General features: G+C 59.4%; 25 protein-coding genes. 11 read left to right on the top strand and 14 right to left on the bottom strand.

All coding sequences use genetic code 11. From position 1 onward, the window contains the following. Positions 1-122: 122 nt before the first annotated feature. The 3 genes from PG5_RS24965 to PG5_RS24955 form a co-directional block, all read right to left on the bottom strand. Entirely contained in the window at positions 123-878 is a 756-nt protein-coding gene (locus PG5_RS24965) for a DeoR/GlpR family transcriptional regulator (protein WP_008056633.1), read from the bottom strand. A 95-nt stretch (positions 879-973) separates the two neighbouring features. Beyond that, positions 974-2479 carry a glycerol kinase GlpK gene (glpK, locus tag PG5_RS24960; RefSeq protein WP_020799855.1) on the bottom strand — a complete coding sequence of 502 codons (1506 nt, stop codon included), beginning with the start codon at positions 2477-2479 and terminating at the stop codon, positions 974-976. A 76-nt stretch (positions 2480-2555) separates the two neighbouring features. After that, positions 2556-3407 carry an MIP/aquaporin family protein gene (locus tag PG5_RS24955; RefSeq protein ID WP_020799854.1) on the bottom strand — a complete coding sequence of 284 codons (852 nt, stop codon included), beginning with the start codon at positions 3405-3407 and terminating at the stop codon, positions 2556-2558. Positions 3408-3752: 345 nt separating this feature from the next. On the opposite strand from PG5_RS24955, the gene ybaK reads away from it, so the two are divergent. Next, the gene (ybaK, locus tag PG5_RS24950) at positions 3753-4223 is read left to right on the top strand and encodes a Cys-tRNA(Pro) deacylase (RefSeq protein ID WP_020799853.1); all 471 of its coding nucleotides are present in this window, start codon (positions 3753-3755) and stop codon (positions 4221-4223) included. 99 nt (positions 4224-4322) lie between these two features. Here the strand turns inward: ybaK and PG5_RS24945 are convergent, their stop codons facing one another. Together PG5_RS24945 and argF are read right to left on the bottom strand one after the other, a co-directional pair. Then, the gene (locus PG5_RS24945) at positions 4323-5432 is read right to left on the bottom strand and encodes an ABC transporter ATP-binding protein (protein ID WP_020799852.1); all 1110 of its coding nucleotides are present in this window, start codon (positions 5430-5432) and stop codon (positions 4323-4325) included. Then, a complete protein-coding gene (gene argF / locus PG5_RS24940; protein ID WP_032831452.1) occupies positions 5429-6349 on the bottom strand; it encodes an ornithine carbamoyltransferase in 921 nt (306 codons plus the stop codon). Before argF ends, PG5_RS24945 begins: the two co-directional genes overlap by 4 nt. A 406-nt stretch (positions 6350-6755) precedes the next feature. On the opposite strand from argF, the gene PG5_RS24935 reads away from it, so the two are divergent. The 5 genes from PG5_RS24935 (at position 6756) to PG5_RS24915 (ending at position 11957) form a co-directional block, all read left to right on the top strand. After that, positions 6756-7046 (top strand): hypothetical protein, encoded by a 291-nt coding sequence (locus tag PG5_RS24935; protein WP_020799851.1) that lies wholly within the window; start codon positions 6756-6758, stop codon positions 7044-7046. 134 nt (positions 7047-7180) lie between these two features. Beyond that, entirely contained in the window at positions 7181-9286 is a 2106-nt protein-coding gene (locus PG5_RS24930) for a molybdopterin oxidoreductase family protein (protein ID WP_020799850.1), read from the top strand. Positions 9287-9383: 97 nt separating this feature from the next. Next, positions 9384-9725: a Grx4 family monothiol glutaredoxin gene (gene grxD, locus PG5_RS24925; RefSeq protein WP_007938922.1), complete on the top strand. Its 342-nt coding sequence runs from the start codon at positions 9384-9386 to the stop codon at positions 9723-9725. 275 nt (positions 9726-10000) lie between these two features. Next, the gene (locus PG5_RS24920) at positions 10001-10660 is read left to right on the top strand and encodes a FadR/GntR family transcriptional regulator (RefSeq protein ID WP_020799848.1); all 660 of its coding nucleotides are present in this window, start codon (positions 10001-10003) and stop codon (positions 10658-10660) included. After that, entirely contained in the window at positions 10650-11957 is a 1308-nt protein-coding gene (locus PG5_RS24915) for a CynX/NimT family MFS transporter (RefSeq protein ID WP_020799847.1), read from the top strand. The genes PG5_RS24920 and PG5_RS24915 overlap by 11 nt, the downstream gene beginning before the upstream one ends. 93 nt (positions 11958-12050) lie before the next feature. Here PG5_RS24915 and PG5_RS24910 read toward each other — a convergent pair whose 3' ends face one another. The 5 genes from PG5_RS24910 to PG5_RS24890 all read right to left on the bottom strand — a co-directional run bounded on the left by PG5_RS24910 (position 12051) and on the right by PG5_RS24890 (position 17959). Then, positions 12051-12674 (bottom strand): DUF1120 domain-containing protein, encoded by a 624-nt coding sequence (locus PG5_RS24910; protein ID WP_020799846.1) that lies wholly within the window; start codon positions 12672-12674, stop codon positions 12051-12053. Positions 12675-12756: 82 nt separating this feature from the next. Further along, positions 12757-13899 carry a DUF1120 domain-containing protein gene (locus PG5_RS24905; RefSeq protein WP_020799845.1) on the bottom strand — a complete coding sequence of 381 codons (1143 nt, stop codon included), beginning with the start codon at positions 13897-13899 and terminating at the stop codon, positions 12757-12759. A 10-nt stretch (positions 13900-13909) separates the two neighbouring features. Further along, positions 13910-16393: a fimbria/pilus outer membrane usher protein gene (locus PG5_RS24900; protein WP_042955723.1), complete on the bottom strand. Its 2484-nt coding sequence runs from the start codon at positions 16391-16393 to the stop codon at positions 13910-13912. 134 nt (positions 16394-16527) lie between these two features. After that, complete coding sequence (locus PG5_RS24895) at positions 16528-17244, bottom strand: fimbria/pilus chaperone family protein (protein WP_033043301.1); 717 nt, start codon at positions 17242-17244, stop codon at positions 16528-16530. Positions 17245-17338: 94 nt separating this feature from the next. Further along, positions 17339-17959: a DUF1120 domain-containing protein gene (locus PG5_RS24890; RefSeq protein WP_020799842.1), complete on the bottom strand. Its 621-nt coding sequence runs from the start codon at positions 17957-17959 to the stop codon at positions 17339-17341. A gap of 352 nt (positions 17960-18311) precedes the next feature. Here PG5_RS24890 and PG5_RS24885 point away from each other — a divergent pair, with 352 nt between their 5' ends. The 4 genes from PG5_RS24885 (at position 18312) to PG5_RS24870 (ending at position 20886) form a co-directional block, all read left to right on the top strand. Further along, complete coding sequence (locus PG5_RS24885; protein ID WP_020799841.1) at positions 18312-18944, top strand: response regulator; 633 nt, start codon at positions 18312-18314, stop codon at positions 18942-18944. 95 nt (positions 18945-19039) lie between these two features. Continuing rightward, positions 19040-19510 (top strand): nuclear transport factor 2 family protein, encoded by a 471-nt coding sequence (locus tag PG5_RS24880; protein WP_020799840.1) that lies wholly within the window; start codon positions 19040-19042, stop codon positions 19508-19510. Between the two features lie 40 nt (positions 19511-19550). Beyond that, the gene (locus PG5_RS24875) at positions 19551-19862 is read left to right on the top strand and encodes a GIY-YIG nuclease family protein (protein WP_020799839.1); all 312 of its coding nucleotides are present in this window, start codon (positions 19551-19553) and stop codon (positions 19860-19862) included. A gap of 88 nt (positions 19863-19950) precedes the next feature. Next, positions 19951-20886, top strand: coding sequence for a glutathione S-transferase family protein (locus PG5_RS24870; RefSeq protein WP_020799838.1), 936 nt, complete (start codon positions 19951-19953; stop codon positions 20884-20886). 92 nt (positions 20887-20978) lie between these two features. On the opposite strand, the gene PG5_RS24865 is transcribed toward PG5_RS24870, so the two are convergent. After that, entirely contained in the window at positions 20979-21329 is a 351-nt protein-coding gene (locus PG5_RS24865; RefSeq protein WP_020799837.1) for a glutaredoxin family protein, read from the bottom strand. Next, on the bottom strand, positions 21329-22333 hold the full coding sequence (gene yejK, locus PG5_RS24860) for a nucleoid-associated protein YejK (protein WP_020799836.1): 1005 nt from the start codon (positions 22331-22333) through the stop codon (positions 21329-21331). The genes PG5_RS24865 and yejK overlap by 1 nt, the downstream gene beginning before the upstream one ends. A 395-nt stretch (positions 22334-22728) precedes the next feature. Here yejK and PG5_RS24855 point away from each other — a divergent pair, with 395 nt between their 5' ends. After that, entirely contained in the window at positions 22729-23010 is a 282-nt protein-coding gene (locus PG5_RS24855; protein WP_007905514.1) for an HU family DNA-binding protein, read from the top strand. Positions 23011-23083: 73 nt separating this feature from the next. On the opposite strand, the gene PG5_RS24850 is transcribed toward PG5_RS24855, so the two are convergent. Both PG5_RS24850 and rlmF read right to left on the bottom strand, forming a co-directional pair. Continuing rightward, positions 23084-25018, bottom strand: coding sequence for a reprolysin-like metallopeptidase (locus PG5_RS24850; protein WP_020799835.1), 1935 nt, complete (start codon positions 25016-25018; stop codon positions 23084-23086). 204 nt (positions 25019-25222) lie between these two features. Next, entirely contained in the window at positions 25223-26245 is a 1023-nt protein-coding gene (rlmF, locus tag PG5_RS24845) for a 23S rRNA (adenine(1618)-N(6))-methyltransferase RlmF (RefSeq protein WP_020799834.1), read from the bottom strand. Between the last annotated feature and the right edge of the window lie 135 nt (positions 26246-26380).

Below are 26380 nucleotides of genomic sequence, written 5' to 3'. Positions count from 1 at the left end.
TCGTTCCCATGCTCTGCGTGGGAATGCATCAATAGACGCTCTGCGTCGGCGCTGGAATTGGGACGCGGAGCGTCCCGGGCGGCATTCCCACGCGGAGCGTGGGAACGAGAATCGCGCAGGGGTTAAACGACTTCGAGGCGAATCTTGTGTTGATTCAACAACTGCGTCAGCGCCGGCACCGGCTGCTGGTCGGTCACCAGGCAATCGATCAGGCTGATGGGCCCCAGGCGGATCATGGCGTTGCGCCCGAATTTGCTGGAGTCGGCGGCGAGAATCACTTTGCGCGCGTTGGCGATGATCGCCTGGGATACCCGCACTTCCTGATAATCGAAATCCAGCAGGCTGCCATCTTCATCGATGCCGCTGATGCCGACCAAGGCAAAGTCGACCTTGAACTGGTTGATGAAGTCGACGCTGGCCTGGCCGACCACGCCGCCGTCACGCCGCACATTGCCTCCGGTCAGCAAGACGTCGAAGTCGTCCTTGGCGCTGAGCATCGAGGCCACGTGCAGGTTATTGGTGATGATCTTCAGGTGATTGTGATTGAGCAGGGCGCGGGCAATCGACTCAGTGGTCGTACCGATATTAATGAACAGCGAAGCGTGGTCGGGGATCTGTGCGGCAATGGCTTCGCCGATGCGCTGTTTCTCGTCGCGCATCTGATCCGCGCGCATGGCGTAGGCAGTGTTTTCAACACTGGAATCGTAAGCCGCGCCACCGTGGTAGCGGCGCAACAGATTGGCTTCCGCCAGCTGATTGATGTCGCGGCGGATGGTCTGCGGGGTAACAACGAACAGCGTGGCCATTTCCTCGATGCTCACATAACCGCGTTCGCGAACCAGTTCGAGGATTTGCTGCTGACGGGGAGGCAGATTCATGGGGCGTCCTTTGGGCTGCCGTGCAAAATTTGCCCATGATGCCGCAGGAATCTGCTCCCTACCAGTTACATCCCGATACGAGCCTTCAGCCTGGCTTATTCAGCCCCTTCGTGAGGCTCCCAATCGCGTGTGCGGCTGACGGCTTTTTTCCAGCCGGCGTAGAGTTTTTCCTTCGCCGCTTCATCCAGGGTCGGTTCGAACTGGCGCTCGATCACAGCCTTGCCGCGCAACTCGTCCAGGCTGCCCCAGAAGCCACAGGCCAGTCCCGCCAGGTAAGCGGCGCCCAATGCCGTGGTTTCGCGCATCTGCGGACGCTCGACCTGGGTGCCGAGAATGTCGGCCTGGAACTGCATCAGGAAGTTGTTCGCCACTGCACCGCCGTCAACGCGAAGGGCCTTGAGGCGTTCGCCGGCATCCTGCTGCATGGCGTCGAGGACGTCGCGGGTCTGATAGGCAATCGATTCCAGCGCGGCGCGAATGATGTGGTCGACGCGCACGCCACGGGTCAGGCCGAACAGCGCCCCACGGGCGTAAGGGTCCCAGTACGGCGCGCCGAGGCCGGTGAAGGCTGGCACCAGGTACACGCCGTTGCTGTCCTTGACCTTGTTGGCGAAGTATTCGGTGTCGTGGGCGTCGTTGATGACCTTCAACTCATCGCGCAGCCATTGGACGGTGGAGCCGCCGTTGAACACCGCCCCTTCCAATGCATAGGCGACTTCGCCGCGTGGGCCGCAAGCGATGGTGGTGAGCATGCCGTGGTTGGATTTCACGGCTTTGTCACCGGTGTTCATCAGCAGGAAGCAACCGGTGCCGTAGGTGTTTTTCGCTTGGCCGGATTCGACGCACATCTGCCCGAACAGGGCGGCCTGCTGGTCGCCAGCGATACCACCGATGGCGATGCCGCTTTTGGTGTGGCCGTAAATTTCCGAAGAGGACTTCACCTGCGGCAACATTTCCCGGGGGATGTCCAGCAACTCCAGCATCTTCGCATCCCACTCCAGGGTGTGGATGTTGAAGAGCATCGTGCGCGAGGCGTTGGTGTAGTCAGTGACGTGCACCTTGCCGCCGGTAAATTTCCAGATCAGCCAGCTGTCGACAGTGCCGAACAGCAGCTCACCGTTGCGCGCGCGCTCGCGGCTGCCCTCGACGTTGTCGAGAATCCACTTGAGCTTGGTGCCGGAAAAGTACGGGTCGGTAACCAGTCCCGTGGTTTCGCTGATGTATTGCTCATGGCCATCGCGCTTGAGCTGTTGGCAGATTTCGGTACTGCGCCGACATTGCCAGACGATCGCGTTGTAGATCGGGCGGCCGGTATTCTTGTCCCAGACCACCGTGGTTTCACGCTGGTTGGTGATGCCGATGGCTGCGACTTGATCGTGATGCAGGCCAGCTTGCGCCAGGGCCTCGACCATCACCGCGCTTTGGGTGGCGAAGATTTCCATCGGATCGTGTTCGACCCAGCCGGCTTGTGGATAATGCTGCGCGAACTCGCGCTGTGCGGTGCAGACCACGTTGGCGTCACGGTCGAAAATGATCGCGCGCGAGCTGGTCGTACCCTGATCGAGGGCAATGATGTAATTCTTGTTCTGAGTGTCGGTCATGTCGATTGCCTTGGACGAAAAAGGGAAGTGAGGTCTGGCGCGCGAGCAAACGGGCAGGTTTCGCGCGCCAACGCTATCAGGAAATTCTGGGCTTGCCGTCAATGGCCGGTGTTGCATCCTGTGTAGCAGGCGCGGCGCCAGGCAAGTGACGGGCAATCAAGCCGCGGTAGGCGGCAGCACCCAGGCAGGCACCGACAATCGGCGCAAAAACCGGAATCAGGAAGTACGGGATATCGCGGCCGCCAGTGAAGGAAATTTCACCCCAGCCAGCGAAGAAAGTCATCAGTTTAGGACCGAAGTCCCGTGCCGGGTTCATCGCAAAACCGGTCAGCGGGCCCATGGAACTACCAATCACCGCAATCAGCAGGCCAATCAGTATCGGCGCCAGCGGGCCGTTGGGCAGGCCATTGTTATCGTCGGTCAGCGACATGATCACGCCCATCAGGATGGCGGTGATGATCACTTCGACAAGGAACGCCTGGGCCGTGGACAAGCCTGGATTGGGGAAGGTGGAGAACACCGACGCCAATTCGAGGCTGGCCGCACTGCCGCGAACCATTTGGTGAGTTTGTTCGAAATCGAAGAATAGATTGCTGTATAGCGTGTACACCAGTAATGCGCCGCAAAAGGCACCCGCCACCTGGGCGACGATGTAGAAAGGCAGTTTGCGCTTTTCGAAGTCGGCAAAAATGCTCAGTGCGATACTGACGGCAGGGTTCAGGTGAGCGCCGGAAACCCCGGCGGTCAAGTAGATCGCCATGCTCACGCCAATACCCCAGATAATGCTGATTTCCCAGAGGCCAAAGCTGGCACCCGCGACCTTGAGCGCGGCAACGCAGCCCGTACCAAAGAAGATCAGCAGCGCAGTCCCCAGGAACTCGGCCATGCATTGGCTCGACAGCGACGGTTGTTGTAAAGCAGTTGTCATTGAAACCTCATTGTTTTTCTTGTCTGGCGCTTTCATTTCATCATGGTCGAAGCGCGTTCTTCATTGAGGCAGGATCCCCATCCTGTTCCCGTTTTACAGCTGGGTACTGCGGTAAGACATTTCATACAGTTTCAGAAACGAAAAAATATAGACAAGAAACGCTGATGTCAAAGGTCGAAAGTGAACCGCTGGTCACAAATAATCTATTAGTTCTGTGAATGATCGCGTCGGTGAGTGTGCAAAATCACATGGGCTTTTTAAGGCAGTGCCGCAATAGAGCCTTTTGTGGGTCAATGTCTTAGAATCCGGCCGAGGATTTCTACCGCCACCCAGTCTGGAGCTGTCATGACACCCGCATTGGATTTGCTGAAAAAGGTTCGCGCCGAACACCGTGTGCACAGTTATGAACATGACCCGAAGGCCGCTTCCTATGGGCTGGAAGCGGCGGAGAAGCTCGGACTGGACCCGGCGCAAGTGTTCAAGACCTTGCTGGCGGCCAGTGAGAAAGGCGAATTGCTGGTTGCGGTGGTGCCCGTCGGCGGAAGCCTGGACTTGAAGGGCCTGGCCCATGCGGCCAAGGTGAAGAAGGTCGAAATGGCCGACCCTGCGGCGGCGCAACGCTCCACCGGTTATCTACTGGGCGGTATTAGCCCGCTGGGACAGAAGAAGCGCTTGCGGACCTTTATCGACAGTTCGGCCCAGCCGTTAGCGAGCATTTTTGTCAGTGCGGGACGGCGGGGGTTGGAGGTCGAACTGGCACCGGCGGTGCTGGCGGAGCACACCCAGGCAACATTCGCCGATATAGGCCGAGCTTGAACTTGGGTTGAAAACGAAAAGATCGCAGCCTGCGGCAGCTCCTACAGGGAGCGCATTCCAATGTAGGAGCTGCCGCAGGCTGCGATCTTTTGCTGTTGATCAGTGCGCAGTGCTGTAGCGCCGAACCCCGGAATCAACCGTCGGAATATGCGCCGCCGTACTGCCGGACGCCTGGAACAGCACCAGGTGTTCCGCTGCCACACGAATGCCGACTTCTGCGCCGATCAGATGATCGACGTGGCTCGGGAAAATCGATTCCAGTTGTGCGCCGGTCAGCATTTGCAGGCGGTAAAGCGTCGAGGCACCCTGGAAAGACTTGCCGACGATCCGCGCCTTCAATGCACTGTCTGGCGCATAGACGATATCGTCCGGACGCAGCAATACATCCACCGCACCGCCGACCGGCCAGGTGTAGGCGCGGTTGCCGCGCAATTCACCGAGTTCCGTCTGCACCGACTCCGGGCTGCTCAACTGGCCGCGAATGAAGTAACCCTGGCCGATGAAGCTGGCCACATAGGGTGTCAGTGGTTCGTGATAGAGGTTGTAGGGCGTATCCCATTGCTCAAGCCGGCCTTCCTTGAACACGCCGACGTGATCGCTGACCGCGAAGGCCTCTTCCTGGTCGTGGGTCACCAGGATCGCGCTGGTGCCACGGGCCTTGAGGATGTCGCGCACCTCGTGGCTGAGTTTGCGGCGCAATTCTCCGTCGAGGTTGGAGAACGGTTCGTCCAGCAGCAGCAATTGCGGTTCTGGCGCCAGGGCGCGAGCCAGGGCGACCCGTTGCTGCTGGCCACCGGAGAGCTCGTGGGGGTAACGCTTGCCGAGGTTTTTCAGGTTGACCAGTTCGAGCAACTCTTCGGTGACGCGATCCTTGTTCGGATGTTTGCGAATGCCGAAGGCGATGTTGTCAGCCACGCTCAAATGCGGAAACAGGGCGTAGTCCTGGAACACCATGCCGATGCGACGTTTCTCGGGCGCGAGGGTGAAACCGGCACTGGAGATGGTCTCGCCAGCCAGCTGGATGTCACCTTCGTGCACCGGTTCGAAGCCGGCGATGGCGCGCAGGGTGGTGGTCTTGCCGCAGCCCGAGGAGCCCAGCAGGCAGCCGATGTCACCGGCGTTCAAATGCAGGTTGAGGTTTTGCACCACGCGCTGGTCTTGATAGCCGCAGGCGAGGTTGCGCAGGTTAAGCAGTAATGGCTGGCTCATGCGTGGTGGTACGCCGCTTCGACCAGAAACTCGAGCAGGGCCTTTTGTGCGTGAAGCCGGTTTTCAGCCTGGTCCCATGCCACCGAGCGCGGGTCGTCGAGCAGGTCGAGGCTGATCTCTTCGCCGCGGTGGGCCGGCAAGCAATGCATGAACAGTACGTCCGGGGCGGCCAGGTCGAGCAGGGCACGGTTGACCTGGTATGGAGCAAACAGCTGCAGGCGCTTGGCAGTTTCTTCTTCCTGGCCCATGGAGGTCCAGACGTCAGTGCTCACCAGATGCGCACCGCGCACGGCGTCCTGGGGATCACGAACGATGGTCACCCGATCGCCGGCCTTGGCCACGAATTCGGGATTGGGTTCGTAACCTTCCGGGCAGGCGATGCGCAACTGGAAGTCGAACTGGATCGCCGCTTCTATATAACTGTTGCACATGTTGTTGCCGTCACCGATCCAGGCAACGGTCTTGCCCTGGATGGAGCCACGGTGCTCGAGGAACGTCTGCATGTCGGCCAGCAACTGGCACGGGTGCAGGTCGTCGGACAGGCCGTTGATCACCGGCACACGGGAGTTGGCGGCGAATTCGGTCAAGTTGCTGTGGGCAAAGGTGCGGATCATCACGGCGTCGAGCATGCTCGACATGACGATCGCGCAGTCGCCGATCGGTTCGCCACGGCCCAGTTGGGTGTCGCGCGGCGACAGGAAGATCGCCTGGCCACCGAGCTGGATCATGCCGGCTTCGAACGAAATTCGGGTGCGGGTCGAGGACTTTTCGAAAATCATCCCGAGCACGCGGTTTTTCAAAGGCTCGAACAGTACACCGCGGTTACGCAGGTCTTTGAGCTCAACGCCTCGACGGATCACGCTGACCAGCTCTTGGGGCGTGCAATCCATCAGGGAGAGAAAGTGCCTTGCGCTCATCATTGACTACCTTTTTGCTACAAACCGCAGATGCTCAAAGCCTTGTTTAACGGAACAACGGGCGAGACCTGCGGCGTAAGCCGCACGGGGCGACGAAATAGGGGAAGGCGCGATCTTATAATTAAATGTCGCGTCTTACCAATAGGGCTACGGTTTTTAGGGGATTTCAGAGGGGCTATCGGTGGACCGCAATAGCGCTTTTGAAGCCTGTTTCCTGACTGCAGCCAGGCATTTGTACACCGGGGCCTTGGAACTTGGCAATCCAGAGGGGCGGGGATGGCGAACAGACAGTCGGTTTTCGGCCGGTGGTTCGTGGCCTTGGTGCCGGGCGCAGCCGATCTGAAATACTTGCGAATGCAAAGTGCTGGGTTATAACTAATTCACGAGTGACGCAGGAAGCTCAGCGATGGAATCGAAAGAACAGCAGCTTATGGAATTGCTCGGCCTCACGGCACGCTCCCTGACTCACCTGACCGCCTCCATGACATCGATGTCTTTCGAACTGCTGCGCAGCGACGACCAGGTCACACGCGACGCAGGGCGGCGCATGATCGATCGCATGGTCACCATCAGTGCCGGGCTCGACGAACACTGGCGTCTAATTGGCGAGCTGACCGGTGTGCACGCAGCCCAAGGGCCGGTCGAAACCCTCCAGGAAATCCAGTTGCAGGCGCCGCCGAGGTTGCCTTCGAGCTGATGGCTTGCGGTTATCGGCAGGCCTGATAACCACCGATTCACAAGATGAACGTCGCTGGCGCGCTGGAGGGGCAGGCACCATAGTTTTGTTTCCGCGGTCGCTATTGCCCGCCCAGAACAAGACAGAGACTGGCCATGACCAAGACTCTCCATCACCGTGCGTGCCATTTGTGTGAAGCCATTTGCGGGCTGACCATCGAAACCACCGAGCTCGAGGGCAACCTGCAGATCACCTCGATCAAGGGCGACCCCCAGGACAGCTTCAGCCGTGGGCACATCTGCCCCAAAGCGGTTGCCCTGCAAGACATCCAGAACGATCCGGATCGCCTGCATCAGCCAATGCGACGGGTGGGCAGCGAGTGGCAACCCATCGAATGGGACGACGCCTTCAACCTGGTCGCCGAACGCCTGGCCGCGATTCAGGAGCGCCACGGGCAGAATGCGGTGGCGGTCTATCAAGGCAACCCCAGCGTGCACAACTATGGGTTGATGACCCACAGCAATTACTTCCTTGGCTTGCTGAAAACCCGTAACCGGTATTCCGCGACGTCGGTCGACCAGTTGCCCCATCACCTGACCAGTCACTTGATGTATGGCCACGGTTTGCTGTTGCCGATACCGGACATCGACCACACCGACTTCATGTTGATCCTGGGCGGCAACCCGCTGGCCTCCAACGGCAGCATCATGACCGTGCCCGACGTGGAAAAACGCTTGAAGGCGATCCAGGCCCGAGGCGGCAAGGTCGTGGTGGTCGATCCGCGTCGCAGCGAAACGGCGGCAATCGCCGACCAGCATCTGTTCGTGCGCCCCGGTGGCGATGCGGCGCTGCTGTTCGGTCTGCTGCATACCCTGTTCGCCGAAGGCCTGACCCGCGACAGTCATTTGCCAGTGGACGGTCTGGACCAGGTGCGCGAAGCCGTGACCGGTTTCTCCGCCGACGTCATGAGTCCATTGTGTGCGGTGCCGGCGGAGCGGATCCGCCAATTGGCACGGGATTTTGCCGCCGCACCCACGGCGGTTTGCTACGGACGCATGGGCGTCTCGACCCAGGCATTCGGCACCCTGTGCCATTGGCTGGTGCAGTTGATCAACCTGGTTACCGGCAACCTCGACCGCGTCGGCGGTGCCTTGTGCACGGAACCGGCGGTGGACCTGGTGGCTTCGACGTCGGGTGGGCACTTCAATGTGTGGCAGAGTCGGGTGTCCGGGCGCCCGGAGTACGGTGGCGAACTGCCGGTCTCGGCGCTGGCCGAAGAGATGCTCACCGAAGGCGAAGGGCAGGTCCGTGCATTGATCACCGTGGCGGGCAACCCGGTGCTGTCCACGCCCAATGGACGCCAGCTCGAGCAGGCGCTGGACGGCCTGGAGTTCATGGTCAGTGTCGACCTGTACATCAATGAAACCACGCGTTATGCCGACCTGATCCTGCCGTCTACTTCTGCGCTGGAAAACGATCATTACGACACCACCTTCAATATGTTTGCGGTGCGCAATGTCAGCCGCTTCAACCGCGCCATCCTGCCCAAGCCCGAGGGTGCATTGCACGACTGGGAGATTTTCGTCGGGTTGGCCCAGGCGTTTGCAGCGAAGACCGGCAAGGAGTTGAAGCCCACTATCGCCCCGGCGCAGATGATCGACCGCGGTTTGCGCATGGGACTGTACGGCGACGCGTCGCCGCACAAGCTGTCGCTGGCAACCCTGTTCGATCATCCCCATGGGGTTGACCTGGGCGCACTGAAACCCAACCTGGCGCCCCGCCTGAAAACCGCCAATCAACGAATCCAGGCTGCCCCCGCCGCAATCCTCGCCGACCTGGCGCGTTTCGCGACATTGCAGGCGCCGACCAGCGATGAGTTGTTGATGATCGGTCGGCGACATGTGCGCAGCAATAACTCATGGATGCACAACTATCACCGTCTGGTGAAGGGCAAGCCGCGTCATCAGTTGTTGATGCACCCGGATGATCTGGCGAGTCGCAAGTTAAGCGACGGGCAGAAGGTGCGGGTCAGCTCGCGGGTCGGGGTGATCGAAGTGGAAGTGTTGGCCAGCCTGGATATGATGAAAGGAGTGGTCAGCCTTCCACACGGTTGGGGCCATGCCCGGCCAGGTGTGCAAATGAGCATCGCCAGTGGTCAGCCGGGTTCCAGCGCCAATGACCTGACCGACGAGTGTCAGCTTGACGAGCTGTCGGGAAATGCGGCGTTGAACGGTGTACCAGTGACCGTGGTAGCGGCCTGATCGCATCTGACGGAGAGACCGAGCAGGGCGCTCGGCTTTCCGTTACAATGCGCCACCGTGCCGACCCATGAGTCGGAAAGTTCAGCCGAGGTGCTCCATGGATATCATCGAAACGATTAAAGAGCAGATTGCCAACAACACCATTCTGCTTTACATGAAAGGCTCGCCGAATGCCCCGCAGTGCGGCTTCTCCGCGAAAGCCGCGCAGGCCGTGATGGCGTGTGGCGAAAAATTTGCGTACGTGGATATCCTGCAGAACCCGGAAATCCGCGCCAACCTGCCTAAATACGCCAACTGGCCAACCTTCCCGCAATTGTGGGTAGCTGGCGAGTTGGTTGGCGGTAGCGACATCATGACTGAAATGTCGGCTGATGGTTCGTTGCAGGCGCTGATCAAGGACGCGGCTGCCAAAGCAGCGGCAGCCAAGACCGAAGCCTGATACACGGGCATCAAAAAAGGCCCTTCACGGCAAACCGTGAAGGGCCTTTTTTTTGGTTCTGGATTGGGAAACATGGATAGCGCAAATACCTGTAGGAGCCGGCTTGCTGGCGATGGTCGTCATCGATAATGCGTGAGAACTGGTTAAATGCGGCGCACTTGAATCCATCGCCGGCGAGCCGGCTCCTACAGGGGGGCGCGGAGGTTGTCCTTTGGGATGAAGCTGACTAAGATGTCAAAAAATTCATCCTATGATTGGATGAAAGGATGAATCCCATGTCAGATACTTCTCCGTTAATCAAGCGCTCCCTGGTCGATCAGGCCTTGGAGCAGTTGCGCTTGCGCATCAACCAGGGCGTCTGGGCGGTCGGTCAGCGTTTGCCCACCGAGCCCGAGTTGTCCGCAGAGCTGGGCATCAGCCGCAACACGGTGCGCGAAGCCATGCGCGTGCTGGCGTTTTCCGGGTTGATCGAGATCCGTCAGGGAGACGGCAGTTACCTGCGCGCGGTGGTCGATCCGCTGGACACCCTAAAGGCGCTGTCGCGCTGCTCACTCGAACAGGCCCGCGAGACCCGGCACATCCTGGAAGTCGAGGCCATTGGCCTGGCCGCCATGCGCCGCACCGATGAAGACCTGGTTGCCTTGCGCGAGGCACTGGGCGTCAGCGGTACCCACTATCACGGCGATCTCGACACCTACATCGCCTGTGACCTGGTGTTCCACCGACGCCTGGTGGACGCCGCGCACAACCCGACGCTCAGTGAGCTGTATCGCTACTTCTCCAGCGTTGTCGGCGAACAATTACGCCACTGCCTGAACATCACGCCCCGGCGCCAGGAGGTGTTCGACCTGCACGTCGAACTGCTTGATGCCGTGGAGCAACGCGACCCGGAGCGTGCCAAAGCCCTGTCGAGGCAGTTGATCAATGAACCTTGAAACCGAGAACGCCATGTCCAGCCAGCACACCGATGTCACTTCACCCAAGCGCACGGCAGAGCTGGAAGAGCTGCTGATCGACGCCGAGGCCGATGACGAACAGGTCCAGCAAACCCAGCCGATCCTGGTTCGGCCGTGGTTGTTGCTGCTGGGGCTGATCCTTGTGGCGCTGAACCTGCGCCCGGCGTTGTCGAGCATGGCGCCGCTGCTGAGCGATGTGTCGAAAAGCCTCGGCCTGTCGGCGGCCCAAGCCGGTTTGCTGACGACGTTGCCGGTGCTGTGCCTCGGTTTGTTCGCTCCGCTGGCACCGGTGCTGGCGCGCCGCTTCGGGGCTGAACGTGTGGTGTTGGGCATTCTCCTGACGCTGGCGGGGGGGATCATCCTGCGCAGTTCCTTCGGCGAAATCGGTCTGTTTGCCGGCAGCGTGCTGGCAGGTGCCAGCATCGGCGTGATCGGCGTGTTGCTGCCGGGCATCGTCAAGCGCGACTTCGCTAAACACGCCGGGACCATGACCGGTGTCTACACCATGGCCCTGTGCCTGGGCGCGGCAATGGCCGCGGGCGCCACGGTGCCGTTGAGTGAACACTTCGACAAAAGCTGGAGCCTGGGCCTCGGGTTCTGGGTGATTCCAGCCTTGATCGCGGCGATTTTCTGGCTGCCACAAACCGGGCAGAAACACGGCGCGCATAACGTTGCCTATCGCGTGCGAGGATTGCTGCGCGACCCGTTGGCCTGGCAAGTCACCTTGTACATGGGCCTGCAATCATCGTTGGCCTACATCGTGTTTGGCTGGTTGCCGTCGATCCTGATCGGTCGTGGCCTGAGTGCAACCCAGGCCGGGCTGGTGCTGTCGGGGTCGGTGATCGTTCAATTGATCAGCTCCCTTGCAGCGCCATGGCTGGCGACTCGCGGCAAGGACCAGCGCCTGGCGATCGTGATCGTCATGGCGCTGACCCTGGCAGGTTTGTTCGGTTGCCTGTACGCCCCGATCGAAGGCTTGTGGGGATGGGCGATTGTGCTGGGGCTGGGGCAGGGCGCCACGTTCAGCCTGGCATTGACCCTGATCGTGTTGCGCTCGCGCGATTCCCACGTGGCGGCGAACCTGTCGAGCATGGCCCAGGGGTTCGGCTACACCCTGGCGTCGATGGGACCATTCGCGGTCGGCATTGTGCACGACTGGACCGGCGGCTGGAACGCCGTGGGCTGGATCTTCGGGGTGATCGGCCTGGGTGCGATCATTGCCGGGCTGGGCGCCGGGCGTTCGCTTTACGTTCAGGTGGTCAGCGAAAAAGTCTGAATGGCAACTAGACAACTTACGGCACCGTCTAGCTGCACGACGGTGCGCAATCAACCCTTGCCCGAAGAATGATTCCGGGCAAGGGCGGCTACGTTACAGGTAGTCGACTTCCAGGGTGATCGACCCGTCGATAGCCGCTTCGTCACTCAGGTCCAGGCCGTCGGCGCGAGCGATTCTGGTGTGTACTTGAAGATCCATCGTCACGTCCTTGACGGCTATCGGGGTGGTGGTGTCGCTAACTGAACCGACCGAGAGCAGGCCACTATCAGGATCCATCCATTGGTTATACTTCCACGTTGTACCGCCATCGTAAGAACTCAGGGTCAATACCGGGACGCCGTTTGCCAGAGGATTGGCCATTCTTATGAAAAACCCACCGAGCTTTTGATCACCATTGATAAAACCCAGACCGTAGGCGTAGCTGATGATCGACGTGCCAGGCCGGTTATCGACGGTGCGTAGTTTGAACGGCTGCTCAGCATCGCAATTGATCGACAATTGCAGCGTCTTTATTGGCAGGTTTGTAACGAGATCCGGATTCAGATCTTTCGCTGAAATCTTTTTATGATCAACGACGCCACCGTCGGAGAGGGTCGGCGTGCAAGCACCCGGCACGATGGTGCCGGTGACGGTCAAATCAGTGGACGCTGCCAGCGCATAAGGCGCAACGCTGATAAGTGCTGTGGCGGAAAGTGCTGCAAGGTATTTTTTCATCATGTTTTACTCACGTCTATGGTTATCGTCCTGACTGCTCGAGGTGCCCAAATGCACCCCGGATCCAGCAGGATCGGGTTGGGTGTTACAGGTAAATAATCTCGATCGTCCCGGCACCATCGAGATCGATGGCGCTGCTCAGATCCAAGTGGTTGGTGGGGGCGATGACGGCATCGACGGTCAGGGTGGTGCTGAGGTTCTGGATCAGTACCGGGCCGGCGTTGCTGCCAGGGCTGTCGGTAAAGCCCAGGTAACTGGTTTTACCGAGGGGAATCGGGTTGGCGCTGGCGGTGCTCCAGGCCACGCCGCCGGTGGTGGAGTCAGTTCGGTAGAGGCGGGCGAAGCCATCGGCACTGGCGTCGGCCGGGTCGACGTTGAGCGAATACAGTCCGATCCGGTTCTGGCGGCTGTCGGTTCCCAGGCCGTAGTAAATGTCGCTGGTGACCGTGGCTGAGCCGGAGCGGTTGTCTTGCATGATCAGGGCGAATGAAGTGGGCGCGTCACAAGCCACTGTCAAGGTCAGGGACTTGGGTGGCAGGCGCGTGCTCTTTTCGGTGTCGAGCTGATTTTTCGACAGGGTGCCAAAGTCGACCACGCCGCCATTGGACAGCATGGGTTCGCAGGCTCCCGGGGCGAAACGGGCGCGCAAGGTCGCCTCGCGGCTGCGTCCGGCACCGATGGCGTCGAACGCCCCGGAAGCCTCCCAGGTCACCGCATCACGCACCTGCATGCCTTGCTCTTGAACCCAGGCGGTCAGCTCAAGCTGAGCCGAGAAACTGCGTCCCTGTACCGGCACGCCGGCCTGCACCGGCACCACCCCGTGTTCCGGTCGCCAGATCAGGGTCGATGCCGTTTTGCTCGGTGGCTGACCGGCCCCGGCAATCAAGCCGATCTCCACCGACTGGCCGTCGAGTACGGCATCGCGAATCCGTACTTGATAGCTGCCGCGTTCGGCAAAGTGAAAGCGTTCGGCCGTCGCCGCCATGGCCCGGTAGAACAGGCTCATGTCGATGGGCTGCGTGCAGCTCAAGGTCAGGCTGAGCTGGCGCATACCAAGCTGTCGCTGCGGTGCTGAGTCGGGACGGATCGCCCGGTTCATCAAGCCGTAATCGAGCACCGGCTGGCTCAGGTTGAACTGACAGTCGTCGTTGGACGCCAAGACCAGTGGCGTGAATCCGCTCAGTGCCAGGGGCGTGAGAGTCAGCAGCAGATAGCGAGACAGATTCATGAAGTCATCCTCAGAGGGCTCGGCACTTGGCGGGGGCGGTTTCGTAGTACGCGTTGGTGTCCGCGTCGGCGGGCAGTTCGAAGCGCAATTCGCAGCGCTCCATCCCCGGTGCGCGGACCCACAGCGCGCGGCGGTCGAGGACATTGGGCAAAAACACCAGGCCGCCGTCCTGTACCAGGGTCACGAACTCGCCATCCGCGTTGTTCACAGTGGCCCCGCGCGGCAGCGGCGCGCCATTGGCGGTGGTGGCCTTGAGCAAGGCTCGACGGGTCATCGTGATGCCAAACTCAACGTTGTCGACGGCACCGCGGCCGGCCGAAATCACCGCCAGCCCATTGTTGATGTCGGCGTTGCGCGGCAGGGTTCTGGTGTCCACTTCCACCGCGCTGCGACCGTAGGCCACCACTTGCGGGACCACCGCCTGGCCTTGCCAGTCGGTCCAGACCGGGCCGCTGGGCGTCGTCACTTTGATCGCACCCATATCGCCCAGCGAAAGCAGCGCGAAGGTGTCGCTCACCTGATAGGGCGACAGCGTCACGCCACCGCCGTGCAGCACGGCCCCGCCCCGGGCACCGACCTGATAACTGTCACGCTCGGTATCGGTACGGGTGTAGTTCAGGTCCAGTTGGGTGTAGCGCGGCAGCATGGAAACGCCCGCGCTCGATTGCACCTGTCGATCTCGTGTGTCGTGCTCGACGCCGACCCGATACGCCAATTGATCGTTGATCTGTTCACTCACGCCCACGCCGCTGCGGTACTCGCCGCCCGCGCTGCGCGCCCAGGTGCGTGCCCGGCGGTTCTGGCCCAGCGGGATGCTCAGGTTCACATATACGCTGTCGTCGCTGCGGTTGGCGCCACTGACCTGCCACTCAGCCGTAGCCGAGATCGATACACCGCCGATGTTGGTCCCCCAGGAGGCGAGCGCGCGGCTGCTGCTGTCACCGTCGAACGTGCCAGAACGACTGAAGCCGGCACTGAATGCGCCGAGCCAGGGATGGGACCAGGACAGTGCAGCGCTTTGCTGGTCGCGGTAACGGGAATCGCGCTGGTCACTTGTGCTATCGAACACTGCGTCTTCCAGTTCCCGGTAACCCGGGGTCCGGTAAGAACCGCCGGCATTGAGTGACCACTGCGCGCTCAAAAGGTGCGAGGCGCTCAGGTCGATCTGAAGCCCTTTACCGGGTTGTTGGCCGCTGGCGCTGGCACCTGTCAACGTGGCTTGAATCTGGGTGACAGGTGAGGGTAACAGCGCGATGCCGGCACCCGCCGCGCGGTACTCGTCGGCGCCGGTAATGCCGACGCTCAGCAGGGCTTGTGCGCCGAGTGCACCGCTCCAGCCGCTACTGATCACCCAGGGATCGCCACCTTCTTCGTCGCCGGTATTGCGCACCCTGCCAGCCGCCAGCGAGTAACCCGGAGCCGGTAAACCGATGCCGAGCATCGCGGCAGGAACGGTGAAGCGGCGCTCGCTGCCATCAGCCTCCTTGACCGTGACTTCCACATCGGAGCGGCTGTTGAGGCGACGTACATTGGTCAACGCAAACGGTCCGGCGGGCACCACCGTGGAGTGGATCAACGCGCCGTTCTGGCGGATTTCGACCTGCGCCTGACTGTTGGCAATGCCTTCGATGACCGCGCTTTGTCCTTCGACCTGCAGTGCCTGTTCGTTCAGTACTTGCACGCCGGTGATCTGCGCACCGGCCAGCACCGGGTTGTAGAGATTGATCTGGCCCGCCTGCAGCACCGCTTCCTGGCTGGCGAATGTGCGCTGGGCGTACGCCGCAATGTGCGTCGTGCGGGAGATATCGTCCTGCCAGGTCTGAATTTGTCGGCTGCGCACGATCCAGTCACCGGCATTGAAACCCAGCTCGGTGCTGGCCGAGGCGTAGCGACTCGAATCATCGCCGTATCGGCTGTGCAGACCGATTACGTCGTAATTGAGCAGGCCGGCGATGCCGCCGGTTTGATAGCCGGACACATCTCGAAGAACCGGGCGCAGTGCGTCGCCGGGCACGATCAATGACAGGGCAAGATTGGCCGGGTCCTGATCGACGACGGTTTGCGGCCAGGTGCCGAGCACATCGTGACACGGGGTGTCGTTTGCAGGTTGTGCGTCCACCAACTGTTCAGGCACACCCAGGTTCGCCGCGTCGAGCAAGTCGCGATCAAAGCACAACGTCCCGTCGCGATTGAACCGGACGTCGACCCGACCCTGACGCTGGCCATTGACCGACAACGTGAGCGGATGCCGCCCTGCGGGGAAGCTCGGTGCCGCCAGCAACAGCGTCGCCAGCGCCGGATCGATACCGCGTTGCTGCAGGGTGTTTTTATCGAACGATGCCGGCGACGGCACGTCGGCTCGTGCATCGAGCGCCATCAGCACAATAGCTAGCAGCAACACTGCTTTCATCCACAGCCGGCAGGCGTGAGGATGAGCAATCAACCGAATCGCGGGCATGGCTTCGCCGTCACGGTAAATCATCACTGTGTTCATGGGTTTCACTTGGTTTATGCGCGCGTGCCGGCCGATTGCACTGTGGCCTCAGTCACGCTCGTGGCGGTTGATTCCACTTCACTGAAAACAAGGCGCTCACCGTTCCTTTGTGGCGTCGTGGGTCGCTGCAATCGTCAGGAGCTGATCGGCGCGTCATAGAGCGGTACCGCAAAACCGTAGACGGTGGCTGGTTGAAAGCGCACATGCGTGGCAGCCCCGGCTGGTGCCGAAACACTGATGTGCTCACCGGGCAACACGTAGGTCTTGGGCAACATCGCACTGCCCGCCGAAGGCAGCAGATGTACCTGCTGGCCCAGACGGACCACGTAGGGAGTGTCATTGCGCACGGTCAGTTGATCGCCATTTAGTGACCATTGAAGATCAGTCCATGGGGTGCGATTAGGCGCCAGGCCCTTAGGGTGCAGAATTACCGGCAGGTTCTGGCGCACCGTCACCCCTACACGGGCCTGTCCAGCTTCGGCGGCGGGTTTGCCTTGCGGTATGCCTTCAAAGATCACCCGCTTCAAACGCTGGGTGAGCAAGGGTTTTTCCGATTGCAGAATAAAGCGCACCAACTGGGTTTTCGACGCTTCAACCCGGGCCAGCGGTGGTGTCACAAACACCAGCGATTCAGGGTCTTCGGCAATGTTTTCGAGAGTGACGTGCATCAACGCCAGAGTGGTATCAGTGTTGGTCACTGTAACGGACGCCTCGCCATCGGCCTCATTGATGATGACCACGGAAGTGTTCGGGACCATCCCGTCAGCTTGGGCGTAAACGGTCATCAAGAGCGGGAGTAAGCCAGCGCCGGCGTGGATCAGAGGGCGCACGAAAGCAGAAAACATCGTCATGACGTGTCTCGTTGAATGATCAAAAAAGGGTGCGGGCGTGACACCGGTTGCTGGTGTCAGCGCTCCAGGCTGATATTGCGCAGCACGCGGTCTGTCAGTAGTCCAGTTGCACGGTGATATGGCCGTCGATGGGGATTTCGTCGGTCAGAGTCAGGTCGCTGGCACGCACGATAATGGTGAATGCCGTCAGCCTTGCATGCAGGTCTTTTATGGCGATCGGTGTGTCAGGGGCATTCATCGCTGCAAACGAAGTCTTGCCGGCATGTCCCAGGTAGGGGGACGCTCGCCAACTGACACCATCGTCCCGGGACGAGATGGTTTTTACCGCGGCTTTGTCGGCAATGGCGTCAAACAGACCGAGGGCAACACTGCCCAGCTTTTCGTCATCGTTGACGATCCCCAGCCCGTGCTGGTTCGGGTTGATGGCGGAAGATCCGCTGCGGTTATCCACCGTGGTCAGGGTAAACAGGGTGGCCGCCTCGCAGTTCACGTCGAGGTAGAGCGTGCCGTTTTCCAGCCGGGTGGGCTGGTCCGGATGCAGGTCCTTCATCCCCACCCTGCCGTGCTCGACGATACCGCCGCTTGAGAGACTGGGCTTACAGGCACTGGGAGTGATCATGCCGGTGACACTCAAGTCGGTGTTGGACCTGGCCAAAGCGGACGGAGCGCCTGTCAGCAGCAAGACTGCGGCCAGCAACGATAAAGGTGTGTTCATGCGTTGGCTCTTCCTTGAAGGAGGTTGTCAGTCATTACCCTGGGTGGGCAGGAGGCAATCTATAGGTCGGGGTAGACGGAAGGAATGCAACTAATACGAAAACGCGGCGTTCGGAGCACGAAGGATGACGACGGACTACAACTCGTCATGGTTCGCTGTATTGTCTGTAGTCTTTTGGCGTGGGTGACGTAGCTTAAAAAAGTAGGGGGCGTCTGTTTGTTTTGTAAGAGAAAGGACAAAACCCCGAAGGCATTGAGTGTCGCTGTTTTACTGATGAGATTGGTTGTTGTAGTGGCCAGTGGACAGCGCTATTTTTCGCGCATTCCAGTCACCTCACAGGAAAACTACGACCATGCGCGTCATCATCGCTGACGACCATCCCGTCGTTCGTATCGGCTTGCGGATGCTCATCGATTCAAGCACAACCTGCGTGGTTGTCGGTGAAGCCGACGGCCCCGACAGCCTGCTGAGTCTTCTTTCCACACTACCTTGTGATCTGCTGATCACAGACTTCTGCATGCCGGGCGACGGGCAGGCCGATGGCCTGAAGATGCTGAGCAGGGTGCGCCGGCACTACCCGGCGCTGCCGATCATTCTGGTCACCATGTTTGCCAACGTCGCGACACTGAGGTCGGCCTTCGCTGAAGGTGCGACGGCCATCGTTGCTAAAGGCGCGTCGGCGACGGAGCTGCCCGACGCGATCAAATCGGTGAGTCAGGGACGGCGGTTTATCAGCGAGTCCCTGCGCGCCGAACTGACCGAGGCCGGCACCGGGGACTCGTCCCCGCTACCGTCACTGTCGGCCAAAGAACATGAAGTGGTGAGAATGCTCGCCAGCGGCATGACCGTCAGCGAGATTGCTTGTTACTTCAAACGCAGCGTGTCGACGATCAGTAAACAGAAAAGCATGGCCATGCAGAGGCTGGGCATTTCCACGGACGTGGATCTGTTTGCTTATGCCCGTGACAGTGGCATGGTGCATTAGCGTGCCAGAGGGTATTCCCACCACGAATGTCGATAGTGTTCGGCGGCTTTGCAGACTATCTTGCTGGCCATCCTTTATTCGTACGGAGCCTGACCATGAGTGATGCCCATCGCGCATTGATCACCCAGTTCTACCAAGCCTTCCAGCGGCTGGACGCCGAGGCCATGAGCGCCTGCTATACCGATGACGTGGTGTTCAGTGATCCGGCGTTCGGCGAGCTTCGCGGGCGCGATGCTGGCGACATGTGGCGCATGCTCACGACCCGGGCCAGGGATTTCTCCCTGACCTTCGATAGCGTTCACGCCGATGAGCACACGGGCACCGCGCATTGGGTCGCGACGTACCTGTTCAGCCAGACCGGCAACACCGTGGTCAACGACATCCAGGCACGATTCGTCTTCCGTGACGGCAAGATCTGCGAACACCACGACCGTTTCGATCTGTGGGCCTGGTCCCGCCAGGCATTGGGTTTCAAAGGCCTGATCCTGGGCTGGACGCCATTGGTAGGGAACGCCGTTCGGGCACAGGCCCTGAAGGGGCTGAAGGCATGGCAGGCCAGTCGCTGATAAGATCGCGGCTTGTTTCCTTTCAAGTTTTGATTGTGCCGTGACCACCCTCAGCGAAAATTCTCTCGACGCCAATGCACCGGTGAGTAAACCTTGGTTCGTCTACCTCGTGCGCGCGGCCAATGGCGCGCTCTACTGCGGGATCAGCGACGATCCGGTACGCCGCTTTGCCACTCACCAGAGCGGCAAGGGCGCGCGCTTCTTTCTTTCCAGCCCGGCCGTGGCGCTGGTCTATACCGAACTCTGCCGCGATAAAAGCGAAGCGCTGCGCCAGGAACGGCTGATCAAGAAACTCAGGAAAAGCGCCAAGGAATGCCTGGTGGCGAGCTTTGCTGCCGGCTTATCAATCTGACTGATAAGTTCCCATCAGGCATATCGGTGTGATGCTTATGGATTGCGCGCTAAGCTGCGGATTCCTTACCCGTGCGGCGGAGCCGAGCATGTCCGAGTTGATTCTTCATCATTACCCGACTTCCCCTTTTTCTGAAAAGGCCCGCTTGCTGCTGGGCTTCAAGGGGCTGTCCTGGCGCTCGGTGAACATTTCGCCGGTGATGCCAAAGCCTGACCTGACGGCCCTGACCGGAGGCTATCGCAAAACTCCAGTGTTGCAGGTTGGCGCCGATATTTATTGCGACACTTCGTTGATTGCCCGCCGCCTGGAACAGGAAAAGGCCTTGCCGGCGTTCTTCCCCGAAGGCCAGGAAATGATCGCGGCCTCCTTCGCCGCGTGGGCCGATTCGGTGGTGTTCCAGCATGCAGTCAGCCTGGTGTTTCAGCCGGAATCGGTAGCTGTGCGCTTTGGCAATATGCCGCCGGAAGCGATCAAGGCATTCATCGCCGACCGCGCCGCGTTGTTCAGCGGTGGCAGTGCTACACGCTTGTCTGCCGAGCAGGCCAAACACCAATGGCCGACGATCATGGCGCGCCTGGAGCAGCAGCTGCAGCGCGAGGAGGGCGATTATCTGTTTGGCGAGCCCTCGATTGCCGACTTCGCAATGGCTCATCCGCTGTGGTTTCTCAAGGCAACCGCCGTGACCTCACCGTGTGTGGATAGCTATCCGGCGGTGTCGGCCTGGTTGGCGCGGGTACTGGGATTCGGTCACGGTGCGCCGAGCGAAATGACGTCTGAAGAGGCCCTGGAGGTGGCGCGCAATGCCACGCCGGCGGATCTGCCGGACGAGCAGTTTGCCGATCCGAACGGGTTCCAGGCCGGTCAGCAAGTGGTGATTGCCGCGACTGACTATGGCGTTGATCCGGTAGCGGGGGAGCTGCTGTTCGCCGGTCGCGAGGAATTGATCCTGCGTCGTAAAGACGAGCGCGGCGGTTGGGTACATGTGCATTTTCCGCGGTTCGGGTTTCGCATCGGGGCCTGCTAAAAGCGAAAGATCGCAGCCTGCGGCAGCTCCTACAGGGGATCGATGTACACCCTGTAGGAGCTGCCGCAGGCTGCGATCTTTTGACCTTTAAATCATTTCAACGCCGCCAGAATCGCATCCGGGTCATACCCGCGAATCAACGTCCCGTTGACATCGATGATCGGAATCCCGCCGCCGCCCAGCGCCTGGTAAGCCTTGCGCGCTTCGTCATCCTTCTCGATATCGAATTCCTTGTAGGGAATGCCTTTCTGATCGAGAAAGCGCCGGGTCAGTTTGCAGTAGCCGCACCACTCGGTGGCGTAAAGCACGACGTTGGCCTCGGCCTGGGTCTGCTCGGGCACTACTTGCGACGGGTTGAACACCCGCTCGATCTTGCCCCAATGCTGATAGACCACGACCACCAGCAGGATCAGCAGGCATTTCTTCAATACGCTGCCGAGCATCAGTTGCGGCGCTTGAGCTGGTCGGTGAGCGACGTTGGCAGTCCCTTGATGATCAGCGTGCCGGCTTCTTCGTCGTACTCGATCTTCGAACCCAGCAGGTGCGCTTCGAAGCTGATGGACAGGCCTTCGGCGCGGCCGGTGAAACGGCGGAACTGGTTCAGGGTGCGTTTATCAGCCGGGATTTCTGGCGATAGGCCGTAGTCCTTGTTGCGGATATGGTCGTAGAAGGCTTTCGGACGGTCTTCGTCGATCAGTTCCGATAACTCTTCCAGGCCCATCGGTTCGCCGAGCTTGGCCTGGCTGCTGGCGTAATCCACCAGGGTCTTGGTTTTCTCGCGCGCGTCGTCTTCGGGCAGGTCTTCGCTTTCGACGAAGTCACTGAAGGCCTTGAGCAGGGTGCGGGTTTCACCGGGGCCGTCAACGCCTTCCTGGCAACCGATGAAGTCGCGGAAATACTCCGAAACCTTTTTGCCATTCTTGCCTTTGATGAACGAAATGTACTGCTTGGACTGCTTGTTGTTCTGCCACTCCGACACGTTGATTCGCGCCGCCAGGTGCAACTGGCCCAGGTCCAGGTGACGGGAGGGGGTCACGTCCAGTTGTTCGGTCACCGCGACGCCTTCACTGTGGTGCAGCAGGGCGATCGCCAGGTAATCGGTCATGCCTTGCTGATAGTGGGCGAACAGCACGTGGCCGCCGACCGAGAGGTTGGACTCTTCCATGAGTTTTTGCAGGTGTTCCACCGCCACGCGGCTGAAGGCGGTGAAGTCTTTGCCGCCATCGAAGTACTCCTTCAGCCAGCCGCTGAACGGATGCGCCCCGGATTCGGCATGGAAGAAACCCCAGGCCTTGCCTTGTTTGGCGTTATAACTTTCGTTGAGGTCGGCAAGCATGTTCTCGATGGCGCTGGACTCGGCCAGCTCGGAGTCCCGAGCGTGCAGAACTGCAGGTGTGCCGTCGGGTTTTTTGTCGATCAGGTGGACGATGCAATGACGGATCGGCATGGGCTTCTCGGCTGAAGGAAGACGGGAGGGCGTGCTCCCCGAAAAAGCGCCCAGTGTACCGCAACCACTGGTTTTGGCGCGGTGCGAACGGCAATTGCGGGGCGACCGGTGGTGCTTATGCGTTTTTTTGCCGATTTTGAGCAATAAAGCTGACCAATTGGGTAGCTAGAGGCGGATATTTCCCCGCCTCTGTGCTAGTTTTGCGCGGTCTTACGCGTAGTCACTGCGTTAAGCGTGCATTCAGCATTTGTCAGGTCGAACCAAACCCTGATTTCGGAATCTATAACCCCGATCCCGTGGTTATTTGGCCGAGGGTGCCGGATCCAAAAGATCGGGCTCGATGGCTGACACTGCACTCTGCAATCCATATGAATTTGATAGGGAAGGAACACTACATGGCTCTTACTAAAGACCAACTGATCGCCGACATCGCTGAAGCTATCGACGCGCCAAAAACCACCGCGCGTAACGCTCTGGACCAACTGGGCCAAATCGTTGCCGATCAGCTGGAAAACGGCGGCGAAATCACTCTGCCAGGTATCGGCAAACTGAAAGTGACTGAGCGTCCTGCCCGTACTGGCCGTAACCCTTCGACTGGCGCCGCCATCGAAATCGCTGCCAAGAAAGTGATCAAGCTGGTTGTGGCTAAAGGCCTGACCGACGCTGTTAACAAGTAAGACTTGTTAAAAAAGAACCGTGCGCCGGAGCGATCCGGGCACGGTTTTTTTGTGTCTGCGATTCTGAGGCGGATTATGGAGTAATGACAAAATCCGTTGGAGAGACTGCAAAGAAGATATTGTCCTCGCAGCTCACAGAGAGGCGAGCCTTTACTGTGTTCACAAGAGGAAGTTTTACCGCTGCACTCCCATTGTTTAACCGCTTGGTAACCAAAGGCTCCTTCAGAAAGTTATGACCACCGTCGATTGACAGATGTACGGCAACTCGAAGACAACTGATGGGTTGAACATCTGTCCCGGCCACGTCCCAGGCAATGTCATAGATTTCGCCTGCTTTCCAGTTCACGGAGCTGCTCGGTACTGTTACAGCAAACGCTGTACCTGTGTCCACAACCCCGACCTTGACGTTCGCTTTAGCAGTGGTTGGATGCACGGCCTGGTTATCCCGCACTGTCAGGTTGAAGTTTAAATCACGGGATTTTTTCGGATACAGGTCGCCAGGGGTGGGTAATTTTTCGTTCAATATTACCGGGAGAGAGGGGTAGGCTCGTTCATTCGATGACGATGGGAGTAGAGGTATAGAAAGATTTCCATATCCGGGATCATCTGTTATTTCGGTAGGTAGGGGCCCATTCATCGGGTCCCACGTGTACGTTAGTGCTGCGTTGGGGACGCTGTGCAGCACTGTTGCTGATAATCTGAACGGAGTGTTAGCGGGAATACGCATATGAGGCACGGGCAAAGAGTCGTGATCGATCCATGGGGCGTTGACTGGATTTAATGTTTTGGTGGCACATTGACCACCGAGGGACTGTAGCCAAGCGTGCATTTCATCAAGGGACAAGGCATGGAAGTATGCATATCTTGGACTGCCGTAGCCCATTATCTGATTCCCCTCGAAAACATGTTGAGCACCGAGTTTGTGCCCGAACTCGTGCACGGTGGTCTCAAAAAACTTCGGGGCGTTTACTGGATCGTGGTGTCCTGAATCTCCGTAAGCCGTATGCTTTTTGGGCGCGGGAGTGCCTCCCTCAACAACGCAGGTGTTGCCTATTCCCCCCGCACTGCCGCCTTCATGTGGCGTAAACATGAAGCCAACATCATAGCTATTTGCACCTATCAACCGGTCCATCAGCTTTCTGTTTGACTCGTGCCAGGTAAAACCATCGTTGATGGGGTCCAGCGCGGGGTCCGTCAAGATGAGTTTGTCATTTTCATCAGTCAGCGTGAAACTCACTCCCAAATCTCGTTCAAAAACCCGATTGACTCGATTGACCGTATTGACGACTGCGAACAGACCATCTTCGACAGTGCCACCAAAAGCTTGGGTGAATCCGCTGTTTGAAGTAATTGCCACTCGAAAGTTATAGAGAATATTTCCCCGGGGCACGCCATATGGCGGTGTGGCGGTGGATGGCTCGCGCTCTGAGTCGATTGCTGGTTTTTCCGGTGGTATATCAAATTGACTGAAGCTGAAGTAACGGGTTGCCTCTTCAGCCGTCGCCTGGGTATTGCCCTGTGCATTCCAGGCTCGCTGAATCAGCCACACGTCCTGACCGTTTGAAATGGAAGCGCGCAGCGACTTGCTTGACAGGTCAAGACTTACCAAGCGACCACTACTATCGCTCCCCTTGAAACTGAGTATGTTTGGGAAACGCTTGGCGAGAGCGGTGGGTATGACACCTGATTCAAGCAAGTTGAATTGGCTGAATCCGCCCTGAGGTAAGGGCAGGCTCACCTGACGCGACGATGATCCTTCCTGGCCGGATTTACCGGTAGCGGACAGATATTGATGAAGGCCTGGCAGGTCTAGATGGAGTTCTCGGTAGTGCGAGGGAATAGCTGATCCCTCGTTTGTCTGGGGTTGGGCAGGAACCGAATCGACCGGTTTGACTTCGTGCCAAAAACTTTCGCTCTCGCTAGCGGAAGCGGGCAGCATCGAAGCGCTGCTCAGGCAAAATGCATACAGGCATCTACGGATCGGTGTCGCGAGTGTTTGCAGGCGCATGTTGTGGACTCCAGAGCTTTCCTGATGGTCCATTACAATGCAGCTGAATTTTTCGGGGTGATACTGTCATAAATAACAGTCAGTCTCCTCTGGAGACCGGAAGTTGTTCTAAAATATGCTTTTACTTCTGAATAACAAACGCCCCGGTATTTCGGGGCGTTTGTAGCCTGTTGGCTTTCAGAAAAATGGCTTGCCAGCCTACATTCAACTAGTGCGAGCCCAACGCTGACGCCAGACTTGTTGTTCGGATTTTGTCTGAAAGGTCCAGGCCACAAAGCGACTCTGTTTCTGGCCCTGGGACATTTCCACCACCTGGCTTTCCAATGCGCCAGCCTTTTTCAGGGCCGTCTGGATTGCCGGCAGGTTCGAAGCTTTCGATACCAGGGTACTGAACCACAGCACCTGTTGCCCCACCTGCGCGCTCTCGCTGATCAGTTGGGTGACGAATCGCGCTTCACCGCCCTCACACCACAACTCCGCCGCCTGACCGCCAAAATTCAGCACTGGCAGTTTGCGTTTCGGATCGGCCTTGCCCAGCGCGCGCCATTTACGGCTGCTGCCTCGGGTGGCTTCCTCCAACGAGGCGTGGAAGGGTGGGTTGCACATCGTCAAGTCAAACCGCTCGGCGCTCTCCAGCAGACCCAGCAAAATATGCTTGCGGTTGCCCTGCTGGCGAATCTGGATGGCCTTGTTCAAACCGTTGGACTGGATGATGGCCCTGGCGGCGGCGATGGCGGTGGTGTCGATTTCCGAGCCGAGGAACTGCCAGCGGTAGTCGCTATGACCGATCAACGGATACACGCAGTTGGCGCCCATGCCCACGTCCAGCACCTTGACCGCGGCGCCCCGGGGAATCTCGCCATCATTGCCGCTGGCCAGCAGGTCGGCGAGGAAGTGCACGTAGTCCGCACGACCCGGAACGGGTGGACACAGATAGTCGGCCGGAATGTCCCAGTGGGCGATGCCGTAGAACGACTTGAGCAGCGCCCGGTTGAACACCCGCACCGCGTCCGGGCTGGCGAAGTCGATGCTTTCCTTGCCGTAGGGGTTGATGATCACGAACTTCGCCAGTTCCGGCGTGGTCTTGATCAGCGCCGGGAAGTCGTAACGACCCTGGTGGCGGTTGCGCGGATGCAAGCTGGCCTTTTCGCGCGGCTCCACGGCTTTGGCCGGGGTCGCGGATTCAGGCTTTTTACGCGCAGGTTTGGGTGTGCGGGGGGCGGTCATGGGTGTGATCGATTCGGGTATGGCTAAAAGTGGCGGCTATTGTCCCACATCCAACCGTAATCGGTGCGCCCCTGTAGGAGCTGCCGCAGGCTGCGATCTTTTGATCTTGTTTTTTAAAAGCAAGATCAAAAGATC

It is taken from the genome of Pseudomonas sp. G5(2012), assembly GCF_000408945.1.
Lineage (GTDB): Bacteria > Pseudomonadota > Gammaproteobacteria > Pseudomonadales > Pseudomonadaceae > Aquipseudomonas > Aquipseudomonas umsongensis.
This window is presented reverse-complemented; position numbering and strand designations above follow the sequence as displayed.

Coding starts and splice junctions, on each gene's coding strand:
- PG5_RS24930 (WP_020799850.1), top strand. CDS start 7,181: ATGACCAAGACTCTCCATCACCGTGCGTGCCATTTGTGTGAAGCCATT.
- PG5_RS24920 (WP_020799848.1), top strand. CDS start 10,001: ATGTCAGATACTTCTCCGTTAATCAAGCGCTCCCTGGTCGATCAGGCC.
- PG5_RS24910 (WP_020799846.1), bottom strand. CDS start 12,674: ATGATGAAAAAATACCTTGCAGCACTTTCCGCCACAGCACTTATCAGC.
- PG5_RS24885 (WP_020799841.1), top strand. CDS start 18,312: ATGCGCGTCATCATCGCTGACGACCATCCCGTCGTTCGTATCGGCTTG.
- PG5_RS24915 (WP_020799847.1), top strand. CDS start 10,650: ATGAACCTTGAAACCGAGAACGCCATGTCCAGCCAGCACACCGATGTC.
- argF (WP_032831452.1), bottom strand. CDS start 6,349: ATGAGCGCAAGGCACTTTCTCTCCCTGATGGATTGCACGCCCCAAGAG.
- PG5_RS24935 (WP_020799851.1), top strand. CDS start 6,756: ATGGAATCGAAAGAACAGCAGCTTATGGAATTGCTCGGCCTCACGGCA.
- yejK (WP_020799836.1), bottom strand. CDS start 22,333: ATGCCGATCCGTCATTGCATCGTCCACCTGATCGACAAAAAACCCGAC.
- PG5_RS24895 (WP_033043301.1), bottom strand. CDS start 17,244: ATGACGATGTTTTCTGCTTTCGTGCGCCCTCTGATCCACGCCGGCGCT.
- PG5_RS24880 (WP_020799840.1), top strand. CDS start 19,040: ATGAGTGATGCCCATCGCGCATTGATCACCCAGTTCTACCAAGCCTTC.
- PG5_RS24890 (WP_020799842.1), bottom strand. CDS start 17,959: ATGAACACACCTTTATCGTTGCTGGCCGCAGTCTTGCTGCTGACAGGC.
- PG5_RS24850 (WP_020799835.1), bottom strand. CDS start 25,018: ATGCGCCTGCAAACACTCGCGACACCGATCCGTAGATGCCTGTATGCA.
- ybaK (WP_020799853.1), top strand. CDS start 3,753: ATGACACCCGCATTGGATTTGCTGAAAAAGGTTCGCGCCGAACACCGT.
- PG5_RS24855 (WP_007905514.1), top strand. CDS start 22,729: ATGGCTCTTACTAAAGACCAACTGATCGCCGACATCGCTGAAGCTATC.
- PG5_RS24945 (WP_020799852.1), bottom strand. CDS start 5,432: ATGAGCCAGCCATTACTGCTTAACCTGCGCAACCTCGCCTGCGGCTAT.
- PG5_RS24865 (WP_020799837.1), bottom strand. CDS start 21,329: ATGCTCGGCAGCGTATTGAAGAAATGCCTGCTGATCCTGCTGGTGGTC.
- rlmF (WP_020799834.1), bottom strand. CDS start 26,245: ATGACCGCCCCCCGCACACCCAAACCTGCGCGTAAAAAGCCTGAATCC.
- PG5_RS24965 (WP_008056633.1), bottom strand. CDS start 878: ATGAATCTGCCTCCCCGTCAGCAGCAAATCCTCGAACTGGTTCGCGAA.
- PG5_RS24870 (WP_020799838.1), top strand. CDS start 19,951: ATGTCCGAGTTGATTCTTCATCATTACCCGACTTCCCCTTTTTCTGAA.
- glpK (WP_020799855.1), bottom strand. CDS start 2,479: ATGACCGACACTCAGAACAAGAATTACATCATTGCCCTCGATCAGGGT.
- PG5_RS24905 (WP_020799845.1), bottom strand. CDS start 13,899: ATGAATCTGTCTCGCTATCTGCTGCTGACTCTCACGCCCCTGGCACTG.
- grxD (WP_007938922.1), top strand. CDS start 9,384: ATGGATATCATCGAAACGATTAAAGAGCAGATTGCCAACAACACCATT.
- PG5_RS24955 (WP_020799854.1), bottom strand. CDS start 3,407: ATGACAACTGCTTTACAACAACCGTCGCTGTCGAGCCAATGCATGGCC.
- PG5_RS24900 (WP_042955723.1), bottom strand. CDS start 16,393: ATGAACACAGTGATGATTTACCGTGACGGCGAAGCCATGCCCGCGATT.